20 protein-coding genes are annotated in these 17,740 nt (G+C 69.3%); 13 read left to right on the forward strand and 7 right to left on the reverse strand.

The window, feature by feature from the left end:
• The first annotated feature begins 1 nt into the window (after nucleotide 1).
• On the forward strand, nucleotides 2–994 hold the full coding sequence (locus KY462_09815) for an ATP-dependent DNA ligase (protein ID MBW3578012.1): 993 nt from the start codon (nucleotides 2–4) through the stop codon (nucleotides 992–994).
• Between the two features lie 72 nt (nucleotides 995–1,066).
• Complete coding sequence (locus KY462_09820) at nucleotides 1,067–1,369, forward strand: hypothetical protein (GenBank protein MBW3578013.1); 303 nt, start codon at nucleotides 1,067–1,069, stop codon at nucleotides 1,367–1,369.
• Between the two features lie 15 nt (nucleotides 1,370–1,384).
• Here KY462_09820 and KY462_09825 read toward each other — a convergent pair whose 3' ends face one another.
• Together KY462_09825 and KY462_09830 are read right to left on the reverse strand one after the other, a co-directional pair.
• Nucleotides 1,385–2,911: a SpoIID/LytB domain-containing protein gene (locus KY462_09825; GenBank protein ID MBW3578014.1), complete on the reverse strand. Its 1,527-nt coding sequence runs from the start codon at nucleotides 2,909–2,911 to the stop codon at nucleotides 1,385–1,387.
• 178 nt (nucleotides 2,912–3,089) lie between these two features.
• Nucleotides 3,090–3,923, reverse strand: a complete 834-nt coding sequence (locus tag KY462_09830) for a hypothetical protein (protein ID MBW3578015.1) — start codon at nucleotides 3,921–3,923, stop codon at nucleotides 3,090–3,092.
• A 160-nt stretch (nucleotides 3,924–4,083) separates the two neighbouring features.
• Here KY462_09830 and KY462_09835 point away from each other — a divergent pair, with 160 nt between their 5' ends.
• Nucleotides 4,084–4,734 (forward strand): response regulator, encoded by a 651-nt coding sequence (locus tag KY462_09835; protein ID MBW3578016.1) that lies wholly within the window; start codon nucleotides 4,084–4,086, stop codon nucleotides 4,732–4,734.
• A gap of 7 nt (nucleotides 4,735–4,741) precedes the next feature.
• Here KY462_09835 and KY462_09840 read toward each other — a convergent pair whose 3' ends face one another.
• On the reverse strand, nucleotides 4,742–5,758 hold the full coding sequence (locus KY462_09840) for a glutathione S-transferase C-terminal domain-containing protein (protein MBW3578017.1): 1,017 nt from the start codon (nucleotides 5,756–5,758) through the stop codon (nucleotides 4,742–4,744).
• 180 nt (nucleotides 5,759–5,938) lie between these two features.
• On the opposite strand from KY462_09840, the gene KY462_09845 reads away from it, so the two are divergent.
• Nucleotides 5,939–6,952, forward strand: a complete 1,014-nt coding sequence (locus KY462_09845; GenBank protein MBW3578018.1) for a DNA topoisomerase IB — start codon at nucleotides 5,939–5,941, stop codon at nucleotides 6,950–6,952.
• Between the two features lie 79 nt (nucleotides 6,953–7,031).
• Here KY462_09845 and KY462_09850 read toward each other — a convergent pair whose 3' ends face one another.
• Together KY462_09850 and KY462_09855 are read right to left on the reverse strand one after the other, a co-directional pair.
• Nucleotides 7,032–7,799: a class I SAM-dependent methyltransferase gene (locus KY462_09850; GenBank protein MBW3578019.1), complete on the reverse strand. Its 768-nt coding sequence runs from the start codon at nucleotides 7,797–7,799 to the stop codon at nucleotides 7,032–7,034.
• Nucleotides 7,800–7,938: 139 nt separating this feature from the next.
• Entirely contained in the window at nucleotides 7,939–8,496 is a 558-nt protein-coding gene (locus tag KY462_09855) for a Uma2 family endonuclease (GenBank protein MBW3578020.1), read from the reverse strand.
• A gap of 740 nt (nucleotides 8,497–9,236) precedes the next feature.
• On the opposite strand from KY462_09855, the gene KY462_09860 reads away from it, so the two are divergent.
• The 7 genes from KY462_09860 (at nucleotide 9,237) to KY462_09890 (ending at nucleotide 14,540) form a co-directional block, all read left to right on the forward strand.
• The gene (locus KY462_09860; GenBank protein ID MBW3578021.1) at nucleotides 9,237–10,940 is read left to right on the forward strand and encodes a cation:proton antiporter; all 1,704 of its coding nucleotides are present in this window, start codon (nucleotides 9,237–9,239) and stop codon (nucleotides 10,938–10,940) included.
• Nucleotides 10,941–11,246: 306 nt separating this feature from the next.
• Nucleotides 11,247–11,591, forward strand: a complete 345-nt coding sequence (locus tag KY462_09865; protein ID MBW3578022.1) for a thioredoxin family protein — start codon at nucleotides 11,247–11,249, stop codon at nucleotides 11,589–11,591.
• A gap of 40 nt (nucleotides 11,592–11,631) precedes the next feature.
• Nucleotides 11,632–12,231 (forward strand): sigma-70 family RNA polymerase sigma factor, encoded by a 600-nt coding sequence (locus tag KY462_09870; protein MBW3578023.1) that lies wholly within the window; start codon nucleotides 11,632–11,634, stop codon nucleotides 12,229–12,231.
• A complete protein-coding gene (locus KY462_09875) occupies nucleotides 12,228–12,497 on the forward strand; it encodes a zf-HC2 domain-containing protein (GenBank protein MBW3578024.1) in 270 nt (89 codons plus the stop codon). Before KY462_09870 ends, KY462_09875 begins: the two co-directional genes overlap by 4 nt.
• A 53-nt stretch (nucleotides 12,498–12,550) precedes the next feature.
• The gene (locus KY462_09880; GenBank protein MBW3578025.1) at nucleotides 12,551–13,225 is read left to right on the forward strand and encodes a hypothetical protein; all 675 of its coding nucleotides are present in this window, start codon (nucleotides 12,551–12,553) and stop codon (nucleotides 13,223–13,225) included.
• Nucleotides 13,226–13,237: 12 nt separating this feature from the next.
• Nucleotides 13,238–13,525 carry a hypothetical protein gene (locus KY462_09885; protein MBW3578026.1) on the forward strand — a complete coding sequence of 96 codons (288 nt, stop codon included), beginning with the start codon at nucleotides 13,238–13,240 and terminating at the stop codon, nucleotides 13,523–13,525.
• 499 nt (nucleotides 13,526–14,024) lie between these two features.
• The gene (locus tag KY462_09890; GenBank protein ID MBW3578027.1) at nucleotides 14,025–14,540 is read left to right on the forward strand and encodes a hypothetical protein; all 516 of its coding nucleotides are present in this window, start codon (nucleotides 14,025–14,027) and stop codon (nucleotides 14,538–14,540) included.
• Between the two features lie 100 nt (nucleotides 14,541–14,640).
• On the opposite strand, the gene KY462_09895 is transcribed toward KY462_09890, so the two are convergent.
• The gene (locus tag KY462_09895) at nucleotides 14,641–15,105 is read right to left on the reverse strand and encodes a hypothetical protein (protein MBW3578028.1); all 465 of its coding nucleotides are present in this window, start codon (nucleotides 15,103–15,105) and stop codon (nucleotides 14,641–14,643) included.
• Nucleotides 15,106–15,443: 338 nt separating this feature from the next.
• Between KY462_09895 and KY462_09900 the strand changes: the two genes are divergently transcribed.
• Entirely contained in the window at nucleotides 15,444–15,806 is a 363-nt protein-coding gene (locus tag KY462_09900; GenBank protein MBW3578029.1) for a hypothetical protein, read from the forward strand.
• A gap of 1 nt (nucleotide 15,807) precedes the next feature.
• A complete protein-coding gene (locus KY462_09905; GenBank protein MBW3578030.1) occupies nucleotides 15,808–16,551 on the forward strand; it encodes a hypothetical protein in 744 nt (247 codons plus the stop codon).
• Between the two features lie 877 nt (nucleotides 16,552–17,428).
• On the opposite strand, the gene KY462_09910 is transcribed toward KY462_09905, so the two are convergent.
• On the reverse strand, nucleotides 17,429–17,737 hold the full coding sequence (locus KY462_09910) for a hypothetical protein (GenBank protein MBW3578031.1): 309 nt from the start codon (nucleotides 17,735–17,737) through the stop codon (nucleotides 17,429–17,431).
• Nucleotides 17,738–17,740 lie beyond the last annotated feature (3 nt).

The raw sequence follows: 17,740 nt of genomic DNA on the forward strand, positions 1-17,740 counted from the left end.
GGTGGCGAAGGACGAGACCTGGCTGGATGTGCCCGGCGGTCGGGTGCGGGTCACGAGCCCCGCGAAGATCATGTTCCCCACGCAACGCTGGACCAAGCTCGACCTGGTCGAGCACTACGTCACCGTGGGAGAGGGAGCCCTGCGGGCGGTGTACGGCCGCCCGACCGTGCTCAAACGTTGGAACCGTGGCGTGGCCGGGGAGCCGTTCTTCCAGAAGCGTGCACCCAAGGACAGCGACCACGAGTACGCGACGATCCGGTTCCCGTCGGGGCGTTCGGCCGACCTGTTGGTCCCCAGGGCGGTGCGGGACATCATCTGGATGGTCCAACTGAACTGCATCGACCTCAACCCGTGGCCGGTCCGCGCCGAGGACGTCGAGCACCCCGACGAACTCCGCGTGGACCTCGATCCCACACCCGACGCCACCTGGCACGATGTGCGCGCGGTCGCGTTGATCTGCCGTGACGTGCTGTCCCAACACGGGCTGGTGGGCTGGCCCAAAACATCAGGGTCGCGCGGCATGCACCTCAACGTCCGGATCCCCGCTGAGTGGTCGTTCACCGCGGTCCGGCGTGCGGCCCTGGCCCTGGCCCGCGAGGTCGAGCGGCGATCGCCGGATCGGGCCACCAGCGCATGGTGGAAGGAGGAGCGGCACGGGGTGTTCGTCGACTACAACCAGAACGCCCGCGACCGCACGGTGGCGTCGGCGTACTCGGTCCGGCCCACGGGTTGGGTGTCGACGCCGCTGACATGGGACGAGGTCCCCGACGCAGAACCGCAGGACTTCCCCATGGATCGGTTCGGCGAGCGCTGGACGGCGGTGGGGGACCTCACCGCCGGGATCGACGAGGCAACGGGCCCCCTGGACGGCCTCCTGCAACTGGCGCACCGAGACGAGGAGCAAGGGTTGGGCGACGCTCCGTGGCCGCCTCACTTCCCCAAGCACGAAGACGAACCCCCCCGGGTACAGCCGTCACGCCGCCGCCCCAGCTAGGGCTAGGGTGCGCACGACCTCGTCGCTGGTTGACGGCGACGGCGAGTTCCAGGACCGCGAGAAGGGGACCCCATGGCCGACCAGGAGTTCGAGTACCACGAGCACGACGAGGTCGTGCACTCGCACCCGCACTACCACGTCACGCACAACCACAACCGCATGACGGGCGGGTTCGATCACCTGTACTCAGACCACGAGCACGAACACGACCATGCGGCGATCGCCCACGCTCACGTCGCCCACCAGGACTTCGACGCTGAGCACCGCGGGGAGGCCCACATCCACGACCACGGCGAGCCGGTCAAGACCGAGCGGGCCACCAAGAAATCAGCCAAGAAAGCAGCCGCCAAGAAGTCGGCCAAGAAGGCGACCTGAGCGCTCCGGGGGCCGTCAGCGCTCCAGCAGCCGTCGCAGCCCGCTGCTGACCGGCGGCGGGGCGTACTTCACCAGCGCCCACTGGACCCGCTTGAGCAGCCCGTCCTCGGCAGCGCCGTCCGTCCCGGCCAGCCCATCGGCGTTGGCTGCGTCATCGGCTGGTGCGTCCGCGTACGGAGGACGTGGGTCCGCGGGCGGCTCAGGTGCAGAGTCCGCGACCGGCCCGCCATCCGCCGGTCCGCCAGCTGACGGCGGGAGCGCCGCCGGTGGCGGGGCCGTGATGTCCGGGCTCCACGCGACCGGGGGTCCACTCAGCAGGACCGAGTCGGTGTTGCCCGCCCCGACGTCCCACGAGACCCCACCGGGCAGCTCGGTTCCGTTGCCCCCGGCCACGATCGTGTAGGGGCCGTCGGCGCGGACGGTGACCTGCATGGCGTCCCAGCTCAGGCCGACCCGGACCCGTGCCGGCAGATCCGAGGTCGTGTCCGGTCGCAACCCGCCGTAGTAGGCGGCGAGGATGTCGTCGTAGGTCATCCCGCGTTCGGCCTTTCCGCGCGCCCCCCACTGGCTCATCCCCACGCCGTGGCCCCAGCCTTTCCCGGTGATGACTGCTTCGTCGGCAGTGAGCGCGAAGTCGAAGCGGCTTGAGGGGAGCCCATCGGGCAGCGCCTTCCCGCTGGGTGTGCGCGGCGGGAACCGGTTGGGCAGCAGCCGTGGGCCGACCTCCGAAACCCACGCGCGGAACTTGCTGGCGGACAGCTCGACCACGTGCCCGTCGGTGCGGGTGGCACGGACCTGGTCGACGCGGGACCCGTCGCTTGGGATCCACTCGACCCGAGCCACCGGGACAGCTGCCGACAGGGACGTCCCGTTGGCGAACAGCCGGTCGAGTTCAACACGGGTGAGGCGGAGCTGCCAGCGGTGATGGGGTGAGATCGCCTCGTCGGGGTCGGGAACACCGACCAGGTACGGTCGCGGCCCGGCCGTGCGGCCGTCGTTGCCGTAGACGTGCTCGTTGTTGCGGGTGTGGCCCCCGGACGACGAGAAGAAGCGGGCGAGGATGGGCTGACCTTCCCAGGTCAGGACCTGCCCGGCCGTGGCCTCAACGGCTTCGCGCCAGCGGCCGCCGTTGGGGCTCTCCACGACCGCGCGACCGTGGAAGACCTGACAGTCCACCGTGGCGCAGATGTCGAAGTCGTACCCACGGCTGCGGAAGGTGCCCAGGGTGATCGAGTACCAGGCGTAGGTACGCGCGGCCACGGCTTGGGCCTTCAGCGTCTCCATCGGCCAGCTCGCCGGTACCTCCGCGAGCCCGTCGACGTAACGATCGATCGACAGCTCGTTGACGACGACGAGGCGTCCGTCGGGTCCCGGGACAACGTCGACGCGGTCCGTGAACCGGCCGTGGCCTGGCACCGTGAAGGTCGTGCCCGGGGCGCCGAGGAAGCTGACTGAGCCCCCCACGGGCTGCCATGCGGGTGCCTGCGCCGCGGCGGCCGGGGCGAGGACGCTCAGCACGACCATGCCGACGAACGCGGCCAACGCAGCGCGAGCAGCAGAACGAGATGACACGAGATCCCCCGTCGTGATGTGTGGCCGCTGGCGGCGGCCTTACGTGGTGCTTCGACCGCAACCAACTGGTTCCTGAAGGAGGCTGTTCCGTCGCGACGTGCGGAGACGCCCGGTGTGCGGGGAGCGAACAGGGTGGCGAACCGCCTGGTCAGGTCCGCGCTTCCGCCGCCTGCAGCGCGGCGATGCGCGCGTCGAGCTTGTCTCGGAGTCGCCGCAGCGCCCGGCGCTCGTCGTCAGGCGACGCCAACGCCTCGACGATGTGAGCGACGGCGTCTCGGGCTGCGCGTCCTGCATCGCCCGGAAGCATGGTCGCGGCGCGGTCCGCGGCGGCGACGTCGGGATCGTCGGGGACGATGCCGACCAGGTGCAAGCCCTGATCGACGGCGGCGGAGGTGAGCAGCGCCGCGTCCTTCGGCGACAGGGCGCGGTTGCCGACCGCATAGATGCGGGGGATGCCGAGCTCCTCGGCGAGGTCACGCGCACGACCAGCGGCGAGTGCGGAGTTCCGCGCCGGCGTGACAACCACCAGGAGCACGTCGGCGTACGCCAGCGTCCCGGCGGAGCGACTCAGGTGCTCGAGCCCCGCCTCCATGTCGACGATGGTGACGTCGGCCTCCTCCTCGGTCGCGGCCGCAAGCAGGCTGCGCACCACGGCGTGGCCGCCGCACGCGCACCCCGCACCTGCTTCGTCGACACGAGCGGCGTGCAGCAGGGTCGCGCCGGCCGGCGTGGCGACGCCGTAGGTGCGGATGAGCTCGGCGGGTGTCAGCTGGCCGTTGCCGGCGCCGGCGACCAGCGATCGGGGCAGGACGGGAACCTGCTCCGCGGCGGTCAGGTCCAGACCGAGACTCAAGCCCAGGTTGGGATCCGAGTCGGTGTCGATGGCGAGAACGCCCGCGCCCCGCTCGACGTAGCACTGGATCAGGAGCGCTGCCAGACTGGTCTTTCCTGTCCCGCCCTTCCCGACGATACCGAGCTTCACCTGCTGTCCTTGTCCCACGGGTAGGTCAGGGTACGGCAGCGTGGCGGGGGGGACCGATGGCCCACGGTGCCACGACGGTTGCAACTGGCGCGACGCTGCCGGTCGCCGTGGCGGGGCCAAGCCGTATGCTCACCGGGTGGCTTCGATCGATCGCAACGCGGTGACGTTCGTCGTCGTCGACGACGACGACGACATCCGCCTCCTCGTCCGCATCCTGTCGCGGACGACCCCGGCAGTTGAGCTGGTGGGGGAGGCGGCCGACGGCGACCAGGGGCTGTCGGTCGTCGCTGAGACGCAACCGCATGCGGTCCTCCTCGACCTGCACATGGCGGTCAGCGGCATCGAGATCCTCCGGACGATCAAGCACGTCGCTCCCGACACCGGTGTCCTCGCCTGGACGGGCGATCCCGTGGCCTTGCGGACGGCCCTTGCCGGCGGGGCGGACGACGGGTGTCTGAAGACGACCCCGTGGCAGGAGGTCGTCGATCGGTTGGTGGCGCTGGCGACCTCCTACGGGGGATCGGTGAGTTCCGATCTGGCCGGGGGTCGCACGCCGGTCTACGGCAAGCTCGACACCGCGGCGGTCACCGTCCTGAACGCCGCCCCGTTCCAGGTGGTCGCCGCGTCGAACACCCTGTGGCCGTGCCCGTCGTGCGGGACCCGGCGCCCACTCGCGGGCAGCTGGTCGATGACCGTCCGCAACCGCCAGGGGCCAGCCATGCAACGGACCGTCCTGGTCTGTGCGGTCTGCGCCGAGACCCTCCGGCCGGTCGGCGCGGGCAAGCAGCCGGATCGCCGTCGCGGCAGCTGACGTCCCGTTACGTCAGCGCGGGGTTGTGCTCGTGTGGGACGCGCTCGTCCGGTGGTGGAGGGCCGGGGGGAGTGCCGTCGCCGAACGGACGACCCCCTAGCGTGTCCCGGTCGTGGGGCGAGCTCCAGTTCGTCAGTTCCGGGCCGGCCGGAACGATGCCGGTGGGGTTGATATCGGTGTGCACCTCGTAGTAGTGGCGCTTGATGTGGACGAAGTCGATCGTGTCGCCGAACCCGGGGGTCTGGAACAGGTCGCGTGCGTAGCCCCACAGGACCGGCATCTCGGTCAGCTTGTGCCGGTTGCACTTGAAGTGGTTGTGGTAGACCGAGTCGAAGCGCACGAGCGTCGTGAACAGCCGCACGTCCGCCTCGGTGATCGTGTCGCCGACCAGGTAGCGCTGGCCCTCGAGCCGCTGCGACAGCCAGTCCAGCCGGGAGAAGAGCCGACCGTAGGCCTCCTCGTAGGCCTCCTGGCTGCCGGCGAACCCCGCTTCGTACACCCCGTTGTTCACGTCGCGGTAGACCCGGTCGATCACCTGGTGGATCTCGTCGCGGAGGTGCTCGGGGTACAGGTCGGGCGCCCCTTCGCGGTGGTAGTCGGTCCACTGGGTCGACAGGTCGAGGGTTATCTGCGGGAAGTCGTTGGTGGCGACCTGACCGGTGGGGACGTCCACGATCGCGGGGACGGTGATACCCCGGTCGCCGCGGTCGTAGTCGGGGAAGCGCTTCAAGTAGGCCTCGCGTAGGCGCTGGATCCCGAGGACCGGGTCGACCCCGTTCGGGTCGAGGTCGAACCTCCAGCTGCGCCAGTCATGGGTCGGCCCGGCGATGCCCATCGACAGGACATCCTCCAAGCCCAGCAGGCGACGGACGATGATCGAGCGGTTGGCCCACGGACACGCCCGGCTGACGATCAGGCGGTAGCGGCCGGGCTCCACCGGCCAGTCGCCATCGCCGTCCGAGGTGATGCGGTCGGAGATGTAGTTCGTGTCGCGGTCGAAGCGATCCTTGACGTCCGTGCCCATGTCTTGGTCTGGTCGCTGTCCTGTCATGTTGGCGACCGTACCGGCGCGCTGCGGCGCGGCTGTGGTCGTCCGTCGTGGGCGCTGCTGGAGCCGGTCCGCCAGCGACCCGGCCGTGCGGGCGAAGCACGTTCCCAGCACGCCAGCCACCATGGGAGCGTGGCGCTCATCGCCGATGGTCCGATCGCCTCCGCGGAGCTCGCGGGGCTCGTCCACGTATGCGACGACCAACCCGGCATCACTCGTCGGGGGCGGGGGCGGGGGTTCTCGTACCACGATCCGGACGGTGGGCTCATCCGCGATCAGTCACGGCGCGGGCGGATCGAGGCGCTCGCCATCCCACCGGCGTGGACGGACGTGTGGATCTGTCCCGATCCCAACGGGCACATCCAGGCGACGGGCCGCGACGACCGTGGACGCAAGCAGTACCGCTACCACGACCGCTGGCGGGAGGTCCGCGACGCGGTGAAGTTCCACCGCCTGGGTGCCTTCGGCGGGGCGCTGGGTGACGTCCGTCGCCGCGTGGACAGGGATCTGTCGCTGCGTTCGATGTCTCGCGAGAAGGTGCTCGCGATCACCGTCGCCCTCCTCGACGAGTCGCTGGTTCGCGTGGGCAACGAGGAGTACGTCGAGGAGAACGGCTCCTACGGCTTGACCACGCTGCGTCCCGAGCACGTCGACGTGAACACGCGCCGGGTGCGCATCGCGTTCGTCGGCAAGGGCGGCAAACAGCAGGAGGTCGAGGTCAGCGACCGGCGGCTCGCGCGTGCGGTGCGGCGCTGTGAGGAGATCCCGGGGCAGTGCCTGTTCACCTACGCGGACGACGGCGGCGACTACCGCGCGGTCGAGTCGGGTGACGTCAACCAGTGGCTGCGCGAGACGACGGGCGCGAACTTCACCGCCAAGGACTTCCGGACCTGGGGCGGGACGGTCGTCGCAACCACCGCGCTGCACGCTTGCGGACCGTGCGACGATCAGCGGGAACGCGATCGGAACTGGCTGTCGAGCATCGACGCCGCCGCCGAACAACTCGGCAACTCCCGGGCGGTCGCCCGCAGCGGGTACGTCCACCCGGCGCTCGAGGTGGCCTACGCCCAGGGTGTCGTCGAAGAGGCGTTCCGCAACGTGCGTGCGCGGCGATACCACGCCCGTGAGGAGGTCGCGCTGATGCGCATCCTCGGCTGGGTAGCCAGCTGACGGTGGTGGGAGATGTCCGTCAGGTCCGTCAGGTCTTGTAGGACGCGCCGAAGAGAACGACTGTGCGCGGCGATCTGTCCTAGCGCCGCTGCGACCGGCGGGCGCCGACGATCTGGGCGATGCCCCATGTGCCGCGGTAGGTGATCTCGAGCCGGCGGTCGGCGAGTTCTGCGGTCACCTCGCCGGGGCGGAAGATCCGCACCCCACCGGCACGTCCGGCGACATCTGCGATCAGCGCACCGGCCCGGCTGCGCGGCTGGATGGTCGTGAGGATCGCGAGGCGTCCCCCAGGCCGCAGTGCCCTGGCCATGTCGTCGAGCGCAGCCCACGGGTCGGTGAACAGGTGCAGAGCTGCGACGCAGGAGACGGCGTCGACGCTGCCCGACCGGAACGACAGGTCGGTGACGTCGGCTCGGACGTAGACGACTTGTCTCGCGTCGGTGTCCGAGACCGCGCGGGCGAGCATGGTGGCGGACAGGTCGATGCCGATCACGGCTCCCTGCTCGCCGACGTCTTCGGCGAAGGCTCGCGTGTAGTTGCCCGGACCGCAGGCGACGTCCAGCACGGTGGCGCCTTCCTCGAACGCCAGAAGCTCACGGATCAGGTGCTGTTCTTGTCGCATCGAGGGACCGCGGAGGCCCTTCATGACGCGGCCGAGTGCCGGTCGCCACCAGCGTTCGTACACGATCGGCACGACGCGGGTAACCATGAGCATCTGGGCGACCCCGGTCGGAGACGGTTCGCTCCCGACGAGGTCCAGATAGCCGCGGGGCGCGCGTACAGCGTCCGGATCGAGGTCGAGCACCTGTCGCGCACGCGACAGCGCCACGGCACTCGGTCCTGCCAAGGTTAGCTCCTGATGCATCCTGCACCGGCGTCGCGCCCGCAACCGACTGCGATGACGCTCCGCGCCCACATGGTCGCGCCAAGCGCCGCGGGAACCCTCACCACGGAACGTCTCTGGGCTGCGCGGCCTGGATGCGCGATCAGGCGGGGATCTCGACGCGTAGCGCTTCCTTGGGGAGCGCAAGCGCGGCCGTTGGCTGGCCGAACGCGATCGTCTCCACGTTGCCGTAGACGCCTTGATCCACGTCGGGATCGCGGTGCACAACGGTGGTGCGCTGCTGGAGGTCGACCACCCAGTAGTCGTCGATGCCGGCGGTCGCGTACCGGGCGGCCTTGTCGCCCAGGTCCTTCTCGCGGCTTGCCCCGGCGACCTCCACGATCAGTGCGACGTCGGCCGGTTGGGGATGCCCGCCCGCGTAGTGGTCGACACGCGCTGTCACGACGGCTAGGTCCGGTTCGGGTTCGTCGATAGCCGACAGCGCCAACGGATGGGCGACGCGGACGGCGAGGCCCGCCTGGCTGGCCGGCTGCCGCAGCTGGGCCGCGAGCACTTCGATCATCGCAGCGTGCAGCGCGGACTCTGGAGACATGCGCACCTTCCGACCGGACAGCAACTCCACGGGCTGGCCCTCTAGCGCGCCCGCTTCGACGAGCAGTTCGTACTCCGCCCGGGACAAGGGCACCGTCGTGGTCGACATGCGGAGAGCATAGAGCGCGACGGTCGCGTCGAGCTCTCGCCGTCGCGGTCGCCGGACGATCGAGTGGAGGAAGGAGAGGACGCCCAGCGAGGTGGGGGAGTTGGCTCTGTCGCGATCCCGAGCTGATGACGCGCGCTCGTTGCAGTTCGTCGCAGTTGCGGCTGACATCGATCTGAAGGAGGGCGACACAGGCCGTTTGGACGTCTGGGCGGAAGTCGTGTCACGCCTTGCCGCCCATCTTCCGGTGGCCGAGCTTCCCCTCCGCATCTTCCTAGACCCCCTGACCCGTGAGCACCGAGACGGCCTGGACCCAGACGATCTGGCTGGTGCGGCCGAGCCGCACGTAGCTACCTCGCTTACCTGTGGGGACCAGCCACCGTCGCGAGTGACGCGGCTGCGATTTAGCCGTGGTCGCCACCGCGGCCACCGATTTCTCACGTATCGGACGAGGTGCTGCGCGAAGTACTCGACACCGCCCGACCTTCCGAGCACGGGCAACCGTGCTGCACGCACCTCACAGAGGGCGTGCCCGAACTCGCAAGACTACTGCCCGAGTTCGTCGACGACCTCCATGTGACCCTCATGGCTGCATGAGGACGCGCCAGGAGTTCGCCCACCTCGTCGGGCTCCATGCCGCCTACGTAGACCCTCAGCGGGCGCCAGTTCGGCCGAGAGCGCTTCCGACCAACCTGGTTACCTTCGCATCGACTCGCTGGCTGCGAGAGGGTCAGGTTCGTGGAGTGCTAGACGGTGCGATGCCGGGGCTGGGGCTGGTGGCGGTGTTGGGGGTGCTGGCGTTCGTCGTCGGCGTGTCGACGCGCCGTTGGGTGTCGGAGGTGATCGCGTTCTTGGCGGTCGGGATCCTGGCGGGTCCGGATGTGCTGGGGCTGGTCGACGAGCAGACGTTGGAGGCGTTGGGGCCGGTCGTGTCGGTGTCGTTGGGCGCGATCGTGTTCGGGTTGGGGCAACGTCTGGATCTGCGTGTTCTGCGGAGGATCCGCAGGTCGCTGTTGCCGGTGGTGGTCGCGGAGAACCTGCTGGTGTTCTCGTTGGTGTTCGTGGGGGGGTGGTTGTGGTCGGGGCAGGCGGCGGTGGGGTTCCTGCTGGCCGCTGTGGCATTGTCGACGTCGCCCACGACGGTGGTCGCGGTGATGGGTGCGGAGCGTGCCCGGGGGGCGTTCTCCGAGCATCTGTTGGCGGTCACGGCGGTCAACAACGTGGTGTCTGCGGTGTTGTTCGGGGTGGGGTTGCCGCTGGTGTTGACGGGCGCGACGTCGTTCGGCGCGGATGAAGCCGCTATCGCGTTCGGACAGTTGCTGATCGTGTCAACCGTGATCGGTGCCGCGGGTGGGCTGGCGTTGCGGCGGTGGGGCCATCTGGTGCATCGGCCCGGCGAGCGTCTGCTGTTCGTGCTGGTGGTCCTGGTGGCCGTGGTCGCCGCCTCGCGGCTGGCGGAGGCTCCGGTGGTGGTGTCCACACTGGTCGCCGGAGCGGTCGTGGCCAACGACCGGCGTGACACGGGTCCGCTGTTCGACGCGTTGCGGATGCTGGACGAGCCGATCTTCTTGGTCTTCTTCGTGGTGGCCGGGGCAGGGGTGCACTTCGGTGAGCTGGTAGCGACGGTGGGACTCGTGACGGCCGTGGCGGTAGGCCGTGCCGTCGGGAAGGTCGGCGGCGGCTGGCTCGGTGCGGAGCTGTCCGGTGCGGCCCGCCGCAAGGGTTGGGGTCCCCTGTTCGGCGCCGGGTTGATGCCCTTCGCGGGGATGGCGATCGGGTTGGCGGCGTTCACGGTCGACCAGGCGCAGCTGGCCGGTTTGGACGAGCTCGGCGGAGTCGTGTCTGCGGCGGTCCTGGGTTCGGTGGTGGTGTTCGAGCTGGCGGGTCCGGTGACCGTCGGATGGGCGCTCAACAGGTCCGGTGATGCTGGCCGCGCGGATGGCTACATGCAGCCGCTGGAGCGTCAGCATCTGGTTCGGCACGTGCTGGTGCCGTTGTCGAGCGTCGAGATGGCACGGCGGAAGGCCCCGCAGGTGGTCGATCTTGCAGCCTCGGCCGGATCATCGTTGACGGCATTGGTCGTGGCAGAACCGGGCCACGGTGATGACGAGTCGGTGTCGAGTCCGTTGCGAGTGGTCGCGCGCTTAGCAGCAGAACGTGGCGTGCAGTTCCAGGAGGTCGTGCGCGAGTCCGATGACGTCGTTGAGACGGTCGTCGACGAGGCACGGCTGGTGGGCGCCGATCTGGTGGTCATGGGTGCGCCGCTGCCCACTGGAGTGGCTGATCGTTCCCGTACGGGACTGCGCGCGGTCTCCGGGACCGCTGCAGTCGTCGACCGCGTCGCAGAGCGGTTGGCGCCCGACGTGCGTGTGATGGTGATCCCAACGGCGTTCGACGAACGCACGCAAGACCCGACCCTCGAAGACCGTGGGGGACGTAGCCGGTAGCCGCCGTTCTCAAAGGCAGCACCCGGGACTGGTTGACATAAGGTCCCTTATCGGCGTGTCGTTGCGCTGACGCCCTCGAGCCGATGCGATCGTGCACCCCGCACGCGACAGCCGACAGCATCGACATCGGACCTGTTCGCGACGGCCAAGGCCTGTCCTCGCTCGGCCGCGTTGCGGGACCCACGGGAGAGGTCGGGCGATTCTGCTCCTGTCGCGCCGGCCGCCAGTGAAAGCGAACGCGGATGGGCAGGTGGAAGCATCGCCGGGTCGCAGGTGTTGTCAAGCCCAGATGGGAGAGGAAGAACCGTGCCCACGGCCTTGACCGCCGAGACGTACCCGACGATCGTCACAGAACCCACTGTCGTGTTGGACTGCACCGCATCCTGGTGTCATCCGTGCCACACCTTCGCCCCGGTGTTCGCGCACGTCGCGGGCAACAACCCCGATCTCGTCTTCGCGACGGTCGACGTCGACGCCGAGCCGGAGCTCAGCGCACGCTTCGACGTCCGCGCCGTGCCGACGATCGTCGCGCTGCGCGACGGGGTGGTGGTGTTCCGCCGTCCGGGCGTGCTGTCCCCGGATACGTTGCAGTCGCTCGTGGACCGTCTGCGTCAAGTGGTTCCGGCGCCAGGGGCCGGACGTAGGCTATGACGGCTGGAAGTGACGGAGGCACGGCGGAGGTTGCCCGGACGTGACGGAACGAACCGGCCGCGAGCAACGTGCGCCCTCGCCGGCGGATGTCGCCACCGACGACGCGACCCGCAACGCGGCGTTCCGACGCTACGTCGAGCCGGAGCTCGAGGTGCTCCTGCGGGTCGCGCGCCGACTGACCGGTGACACGAGCGACGCCGAGGACATCGTCCAGGACACCCTCGTGCGCGCCTACCGCGCCCTGCACCGCTTCGACGGTCGGCACCCGCGCGCGTGGTTGCTGACGATCCTGCGCAACACCTGGAAGAACTCGCTGAGGAAGCGTCGACCGGTCCTCGTCGACGATGCTGACCCCGACCTCGCACGGACACCGGCACGTGGCGCAGACGGACGGGGCGGGGCGGAGGAACACTTCATGCTCGGGATAGTCGACGCAGCGATCACTTCGGCACTCCGGTCGCTGTCCAGCAAGAAGCGTGACGTCGTGATGCTCGTCGACGTCGACGGGCTGAGCTACCAGCAGGCCGCTGACGTGCTCGACATCCCCGTCGGCACGGTCATGAGCCGCCTGCACCGTGCCCGTACCGAGCTGCGAACGCAGCTGCAGGACAACGGCTTCGTCCGGGCAGGTGGCGCATGAGGCGCTGGCTGCGACGTCGTCGCGACGAACTGCGCTGCAAGCAGGTCGCCCGCGTTCTGCAGAGCCACATCGACGGTGAGCTCGACCCGATGACGGCCGAGAAGGTCTCCGCGCACCTGGATGCGTGCCTGCGTTGTGGCATGGCCGCGTCCTCCTACCGGGACCTGAAGGCGCGCATCGCCAGGTTGAGCGAGCCGGTCAATGTCGACGCGGTCGAGCGGTTGCGTGCGTTCGTGGACGAGCTCACCGCCCACGAAGCCGACTGATCATCGTCGCTAACTAACGACTGCTGGCGGCACCCGGCGACGAAGGAGTGCCCGTGACCCACGACGAGGAGTCGTTCGAGGACTTCCGGCGGTCCTTCTATTACGGATCCCGCAGCGATCTCAACTTCAAGTTCCTCGCGAGGCTGTCGGACGCGGACGGGGCCGAGTTCCTGCGGCAGCTGCTCGAGACGCTCGGCGATGCGTTCGACACCGGCGAGTACGACAGTGTGCGCGAGCTCGTCTACAACTGGCAGGTGCGGGCCTACGCCGGAGAAGCGGAGTACAGCTACGACAGTGGACCGTTCGTCGCGGTGGGCCGCCGACTGCAGGACATGACGATCACGATCGTCGGGGCCGGAGGCGTGTTCGTCGAGGACGACGACCCCAACCCCGGCGAGAGCCAGGAGGACGCCGAGGCGCGCATCAGCCAGTATCTCCGCGAGCCGCCCACACTTTGCCGCATACCCGGCGACACGCCGGGGGATGAGATCCGCGTCCGTCATCCCGGCTACGACATCCGCGGCGCCCGCCGGGACATCAACGCCGTGTTTCCGATCGACGTGGTCGGGGACCTGGCCGCCGACGGCGTCGTCGGTGGTGTCGCCGCCACCCACTACGGGTTCGTGGGTGCCGCGTCCCAGCTGCAGCTGCGTAGCGAGGTCGCACCCCGGTGGGCGGATGAGCTGCGCGCCGACGAGGTCGACGTCTGCCTGCTCGTCGCCACCTGACCGGTGTGCCACGTGTCGGTCGGGCACGTCGCACGGGCCTTGGAGGAGGCGGGCATCCCGACCGTCGCGGTGTTCATCCGTGCGTTCCGCGATGTCGCGGAGGCGATGACGCTCCCCCGCGTGCTCGTCGCCCCACACCTGATGGGCCGGACGATCGGCCCGCCCGGGGCGGAACCGCGTCAACGCGAGGTCGTCACGTCAGCTCTCCGCCTCTTCGAGACCGCGACCGGCCCGGGGACGGTCGTCGACCTGCGACCTGCGACCGCGGCCTGGCACGCTGAGCGGTCGAGGCGGGAGTAGAAGGTCTGGTGGGTTGAAGCGCGCGACACGAGCGGGTCATACAAGTAGAGAGGCGTGATCCCGGCGATCGATGAGGACACGCTGGAGCAGGTGCTCCGACCCCGGACGGATGCTCGTGTCCTCGCGCAGGCGGGATCTGATCGACGCGTCCGCGTCGCCTCGGTGTCATTCGTGTCCGCCCAACCGCGACGCCTCAGCCCCACCCGCCCCGGATCCTGTGGGCGGTCACCGTCCCCCGCCGTGCGACGGCACCTCACCGCCGTTCCACTCTCGGCTCCTAGGCGTCGCGGAGCTAGCCGCTCGCCATGCTCCTTCTCCTCCCCCGCCGTCGTCGCCGTCGTCGCGATGGCGTGGACGACCCGAACCGGGTGCGGTGCGAGGTGCCTGGGTTCCAAGAGGACGAGGACGGTGTACCTCCACGCCCGTGATCCGTCTGAAGCGGGCCTCGTGAATGAACCACCCGCGCCGAGGGTTACCTCGGTAGAGCGGGAGGTGCGAGATGGAGTTCAGCATCGTGGCGGCGCTGGTCGCGGGGTTGGTCGCGACGATCGTCATGACGCTCATGATGAAAGGATCGACTGCGGCGGGGATGACAGACATGCCCCCGATGCCGCTCGTCGTCGGCACGATGTTCAGCGGAGACCGCGACACCGCCAAGCGCATCGGGGCCTTCATCCACTTCATCATGATGGGCATGGTCGTCTTCGGCATCGGCTACGCCGTGCTGTTCTCGGCTTTGGGAACCGCGAGCTGGCTAGCCGGTGTCGTCATCGGGCTCCTCCACGGGGCGATGGTCGGCGTCGTCGCGATGCCGATGATGGGATCGGTCCACCCCCGCATGACGGCCAGCACCGAGCCCGGCGGGCGGATGGTCGTCGAGTCCGCCGGCGAGGTCGCGGTTGTCGCGCCGGGAGTGTTCGGGAAGAACTGGGGTGGGATGACCCCGGCGGGGATGCTCATGGGCCACGCGATCTACGGGCTCGTGCTCGCTCTGGTCTACAGCGGCATCGCGTAAACCCTTCCTGCAGCCTGGCGATCGCGGTGCCGCGGTTGCGGGACAGGGTCTGTGGGATGGTCCTGCCGTGTGCTGGAGCGCTCGGCACTTTTGTCGATCGTCACGGCCGCGACTCCGCCTCGTGGATCGCCCAGGCGGCGTTGACCAGCCCAACGTGGCTGAACGCCTGCGGCACGTTCCCGATCGGCTCACCGGTCTCGGGCTCCACCCTCCTCGCAGAGCAGACCGAGGTCTTGCGCAAGTCGATGGCACGCTCGAACACCTCACGGGCGTGGTCGACGTCGCCGGCGAGCGTGTGGCAGCCGAATCGCTCCAGCCGCGCTCGAGGATCGCCGCCCGGATGTCCGAGCGAACGCCGGCCCAGCGCTCGACCCGGTCGGCTGCCCGAAGCCAAATCGGCCATGGCGATCGCCCGATCCAGCGCGACCAACACGAGACGTTGCGCCGGCGGCGGCCTTGTCCATGCTCGAAAACTGTGCAGATCTGGCAACGTCGGAAAAAGAGCAGCGGCCGCCGCGAGGTAGTAGCGCCTGTGCGCACATCGGAAGGCCTTCCCGCCGCTCATCACGTTGACGCACCCTAGAGACGATCATCCGGCCAGCGTGGCAGAAAACCGACCCGCAATTGTGGAGCGCCGCTGGCTGAGGCGACGCCCCAGATGCGGTTGAGTTAGCCCACAGAGCGCCGCAGCCACGGGTCTGGCTCCTGCTGCTGTTGTCGTGCGGCGGCCGGGGTGTTGGAGCTCCTGACGTGGGCGTCTACCAGCGTCTCCCCGATTACGTCGTCTAGGAGACAGTGTCGGCATCCGGGACTCGGCCGCGCCGTTTCTTCCTGTGAGTCGCGCTCGTGAGAGCCGCGAACAGAAGCGGTGGCGAGCAGCGGTCGCCGAGGCAAGGAGCCAGCATGACAGCACAGGCAACGGACCGCTACCTGCTCTCAAGATCGTTCGACGACTACGCGTACCTCTGGGTCGCCGCCCTGGGCGTGGCGACTGTCATGGCGTCGCTCGTGGTCGGCATCGCTCTCGGGTACGAAGCAGGTGATCTGTTCGCACAGGACGCTGCGGCCCGCGCCGCCGACACCGGATCGCAGGGAAGCATCGCCGCCGCCGCGGCGTGGAACCCCGCCCTGATGCTGACGGGCGCGTCCCTGCTGATGGTGTCGGTCGTCGTCGTGCTCCGGCGGATCATCACCACGATACGGATGCGAGGCAGGTCGATGGCAGCGACCCTACCGGGCCTGCTCACAACAGAAAGGACCAGCTGACATGGCTGCACAACTGAAGGCAATTCTGTACAAGGGCGACGACGTACCCCAGCGTATGGCCCGTACCATGTGGCTACCGATGCTGCTGATGGGCGCCATGGCGGTGGCGGTCGGGTTCACCGCCAGTATCGCCGCCGGAGTGAAGATTGGTGACTTCTTCGGCGGAGAGGCGGCGGAATCGCTGCGGACGGGTCAATCCGTGGCTGCGTGGGCGATCGCCACGGTGTTCCTGGGGATGGCCTTCATCCTGTCGTCGATCACGATGGTGCTCGTGAACATCATCCGCACACTGCGCGACACCGGCCGTGACGTGCAGCAGGCTGTGGGTGCGGCGCAGGTAACCCAGCTGCGGAAGCCCTGGACCGGCGTTTTCATTCCGCACGTGATGATGATGGGCCTGATGCTGGTGGTGGCCGCGTTCGTCATCGGGCTGATCCAGGCGGCTGTGATCAGCGATATCCCGGCGGACGCGTTGGCCGAACCGGCGCGCCTGCAGGGCCAGAGCCTGGCCGATTTCGGCACCGTGCAGGCGATGGCCCAGTGGCTGGGCCCGTTGCGCCTACTCGGGCTGGCCCTGATCTTCGTGTCGATCGTGCTGGCGCTGCGCACCATCATCCGCGCCATCACCTTCCAGGCGCAGCGGGTCTACGAGTTGGCCGACGAGCGGCGGGCAGCAGGCTGGTCAGCGCAGCGGCCCGCGACCAGCGGGTGGCAGCCCCAATCGAGGCCCTACGCCGCACGCTGACGCGGTCCGTCGTCCGGGCATCCTGCGGCTGGTTCCTTCCGCAGGGTGCCCGACGGCTGCGGCGTGCAGCAGCCGGGATCAGGGGGTGCGCACCCGGTCGGGTCGGCGCGTCCACTCCGTGGGCGGGAAGGTGGGTGCGCGTTCGCAGGGGACCTCTGTGTCGCACGTCTCGATGCTGACAACACTCGGCGTAGGTCGTCGCCACGGTTGGTCGAGCCGGGGTCGGGAGTATCAGGTCCCCACCAGACACGAGCACCGCTACACGGCATGGCTGCCACGCCCGTCGCACGTGCTCGTGCGCAACCGGGCCGTGGGCGTGCTCGTCACCGTCGCCGCGACAACCCTGACGGTGCTGGCGGCCGTGGCGCACCATCGCCTTCTGGTGGTCGACCGGCCGCTGTCGGAGGCACTGCGGCGCGACGACCTGCTGGTCGTGATGAGGTGGATCACCGAGGCCGGGTCGCCGACTTCCGCGGCGGTCTTGAGCCTGCCTGGTCGCTGCCGGGGCGCTCTGGCCGCTGCGCCGCGCCTTCGCCAAGCCACCGGTGGCAGGAGGCAAGGTCGCGCCGTCCAGTCACCCCTTGTGGGGCGACAGATGCGGTTCGTGGGACCGCAACCTGGATGTCGCCGATCTCGAGGGTGTGCAGGGTCTGGGGTTACGCATCGAGCAGGCGTTTTGGGAGGGATCGACCGGGGGCTGATCATCGTCAGCGACGGCGGCACCTTCAGGATGCAGGGTGACGCCCGCGACCGTGAATTGCACTTCTTGTCCGCGGCCACCTGGATCCGGCATTGACTGGCCCGCCGCGGCCGGTACTCAGCTGGGAGTGGTACGTGAAGGTCGCCGCCTATGTGGAACTGATCGAGTTCGGCTGGTTCAACCACGCGCCGTTGGTGACGGACGCCGCCACCTCGAACCGCTCGGCCAAGGTGTCGTCCTGGAGCGCCGGTGGCCACGCGGGCGGGAGGTTGGGGCGTGTTCGAGCTGGCCGGCGCCGTCGTGCAACCGGCCCGGTAGCCCGATCACCGCCCGCTCGACCCTCCCGGCCTGCAGCACGTCACCCGCGAGCGCCAGCAGCGCGTCGGGGCACTCGGCGTCCTGGGGGGTGGGCTGCGAGCGACGCTCGCGGATGCCGCCGTCTGCGGACACGATCGCGGCGCGCATCCGGGTGCCGCCCAGATCCACCGC

It is taken from the genome of Actinomycetota bacterium (assembly GCA_019347675.1).
Lineage (GTDB): Bacteria > Actinomycetota > Nitriliruptoria > Nitriliruptorales > JAHWKO01 > JAHWKW01.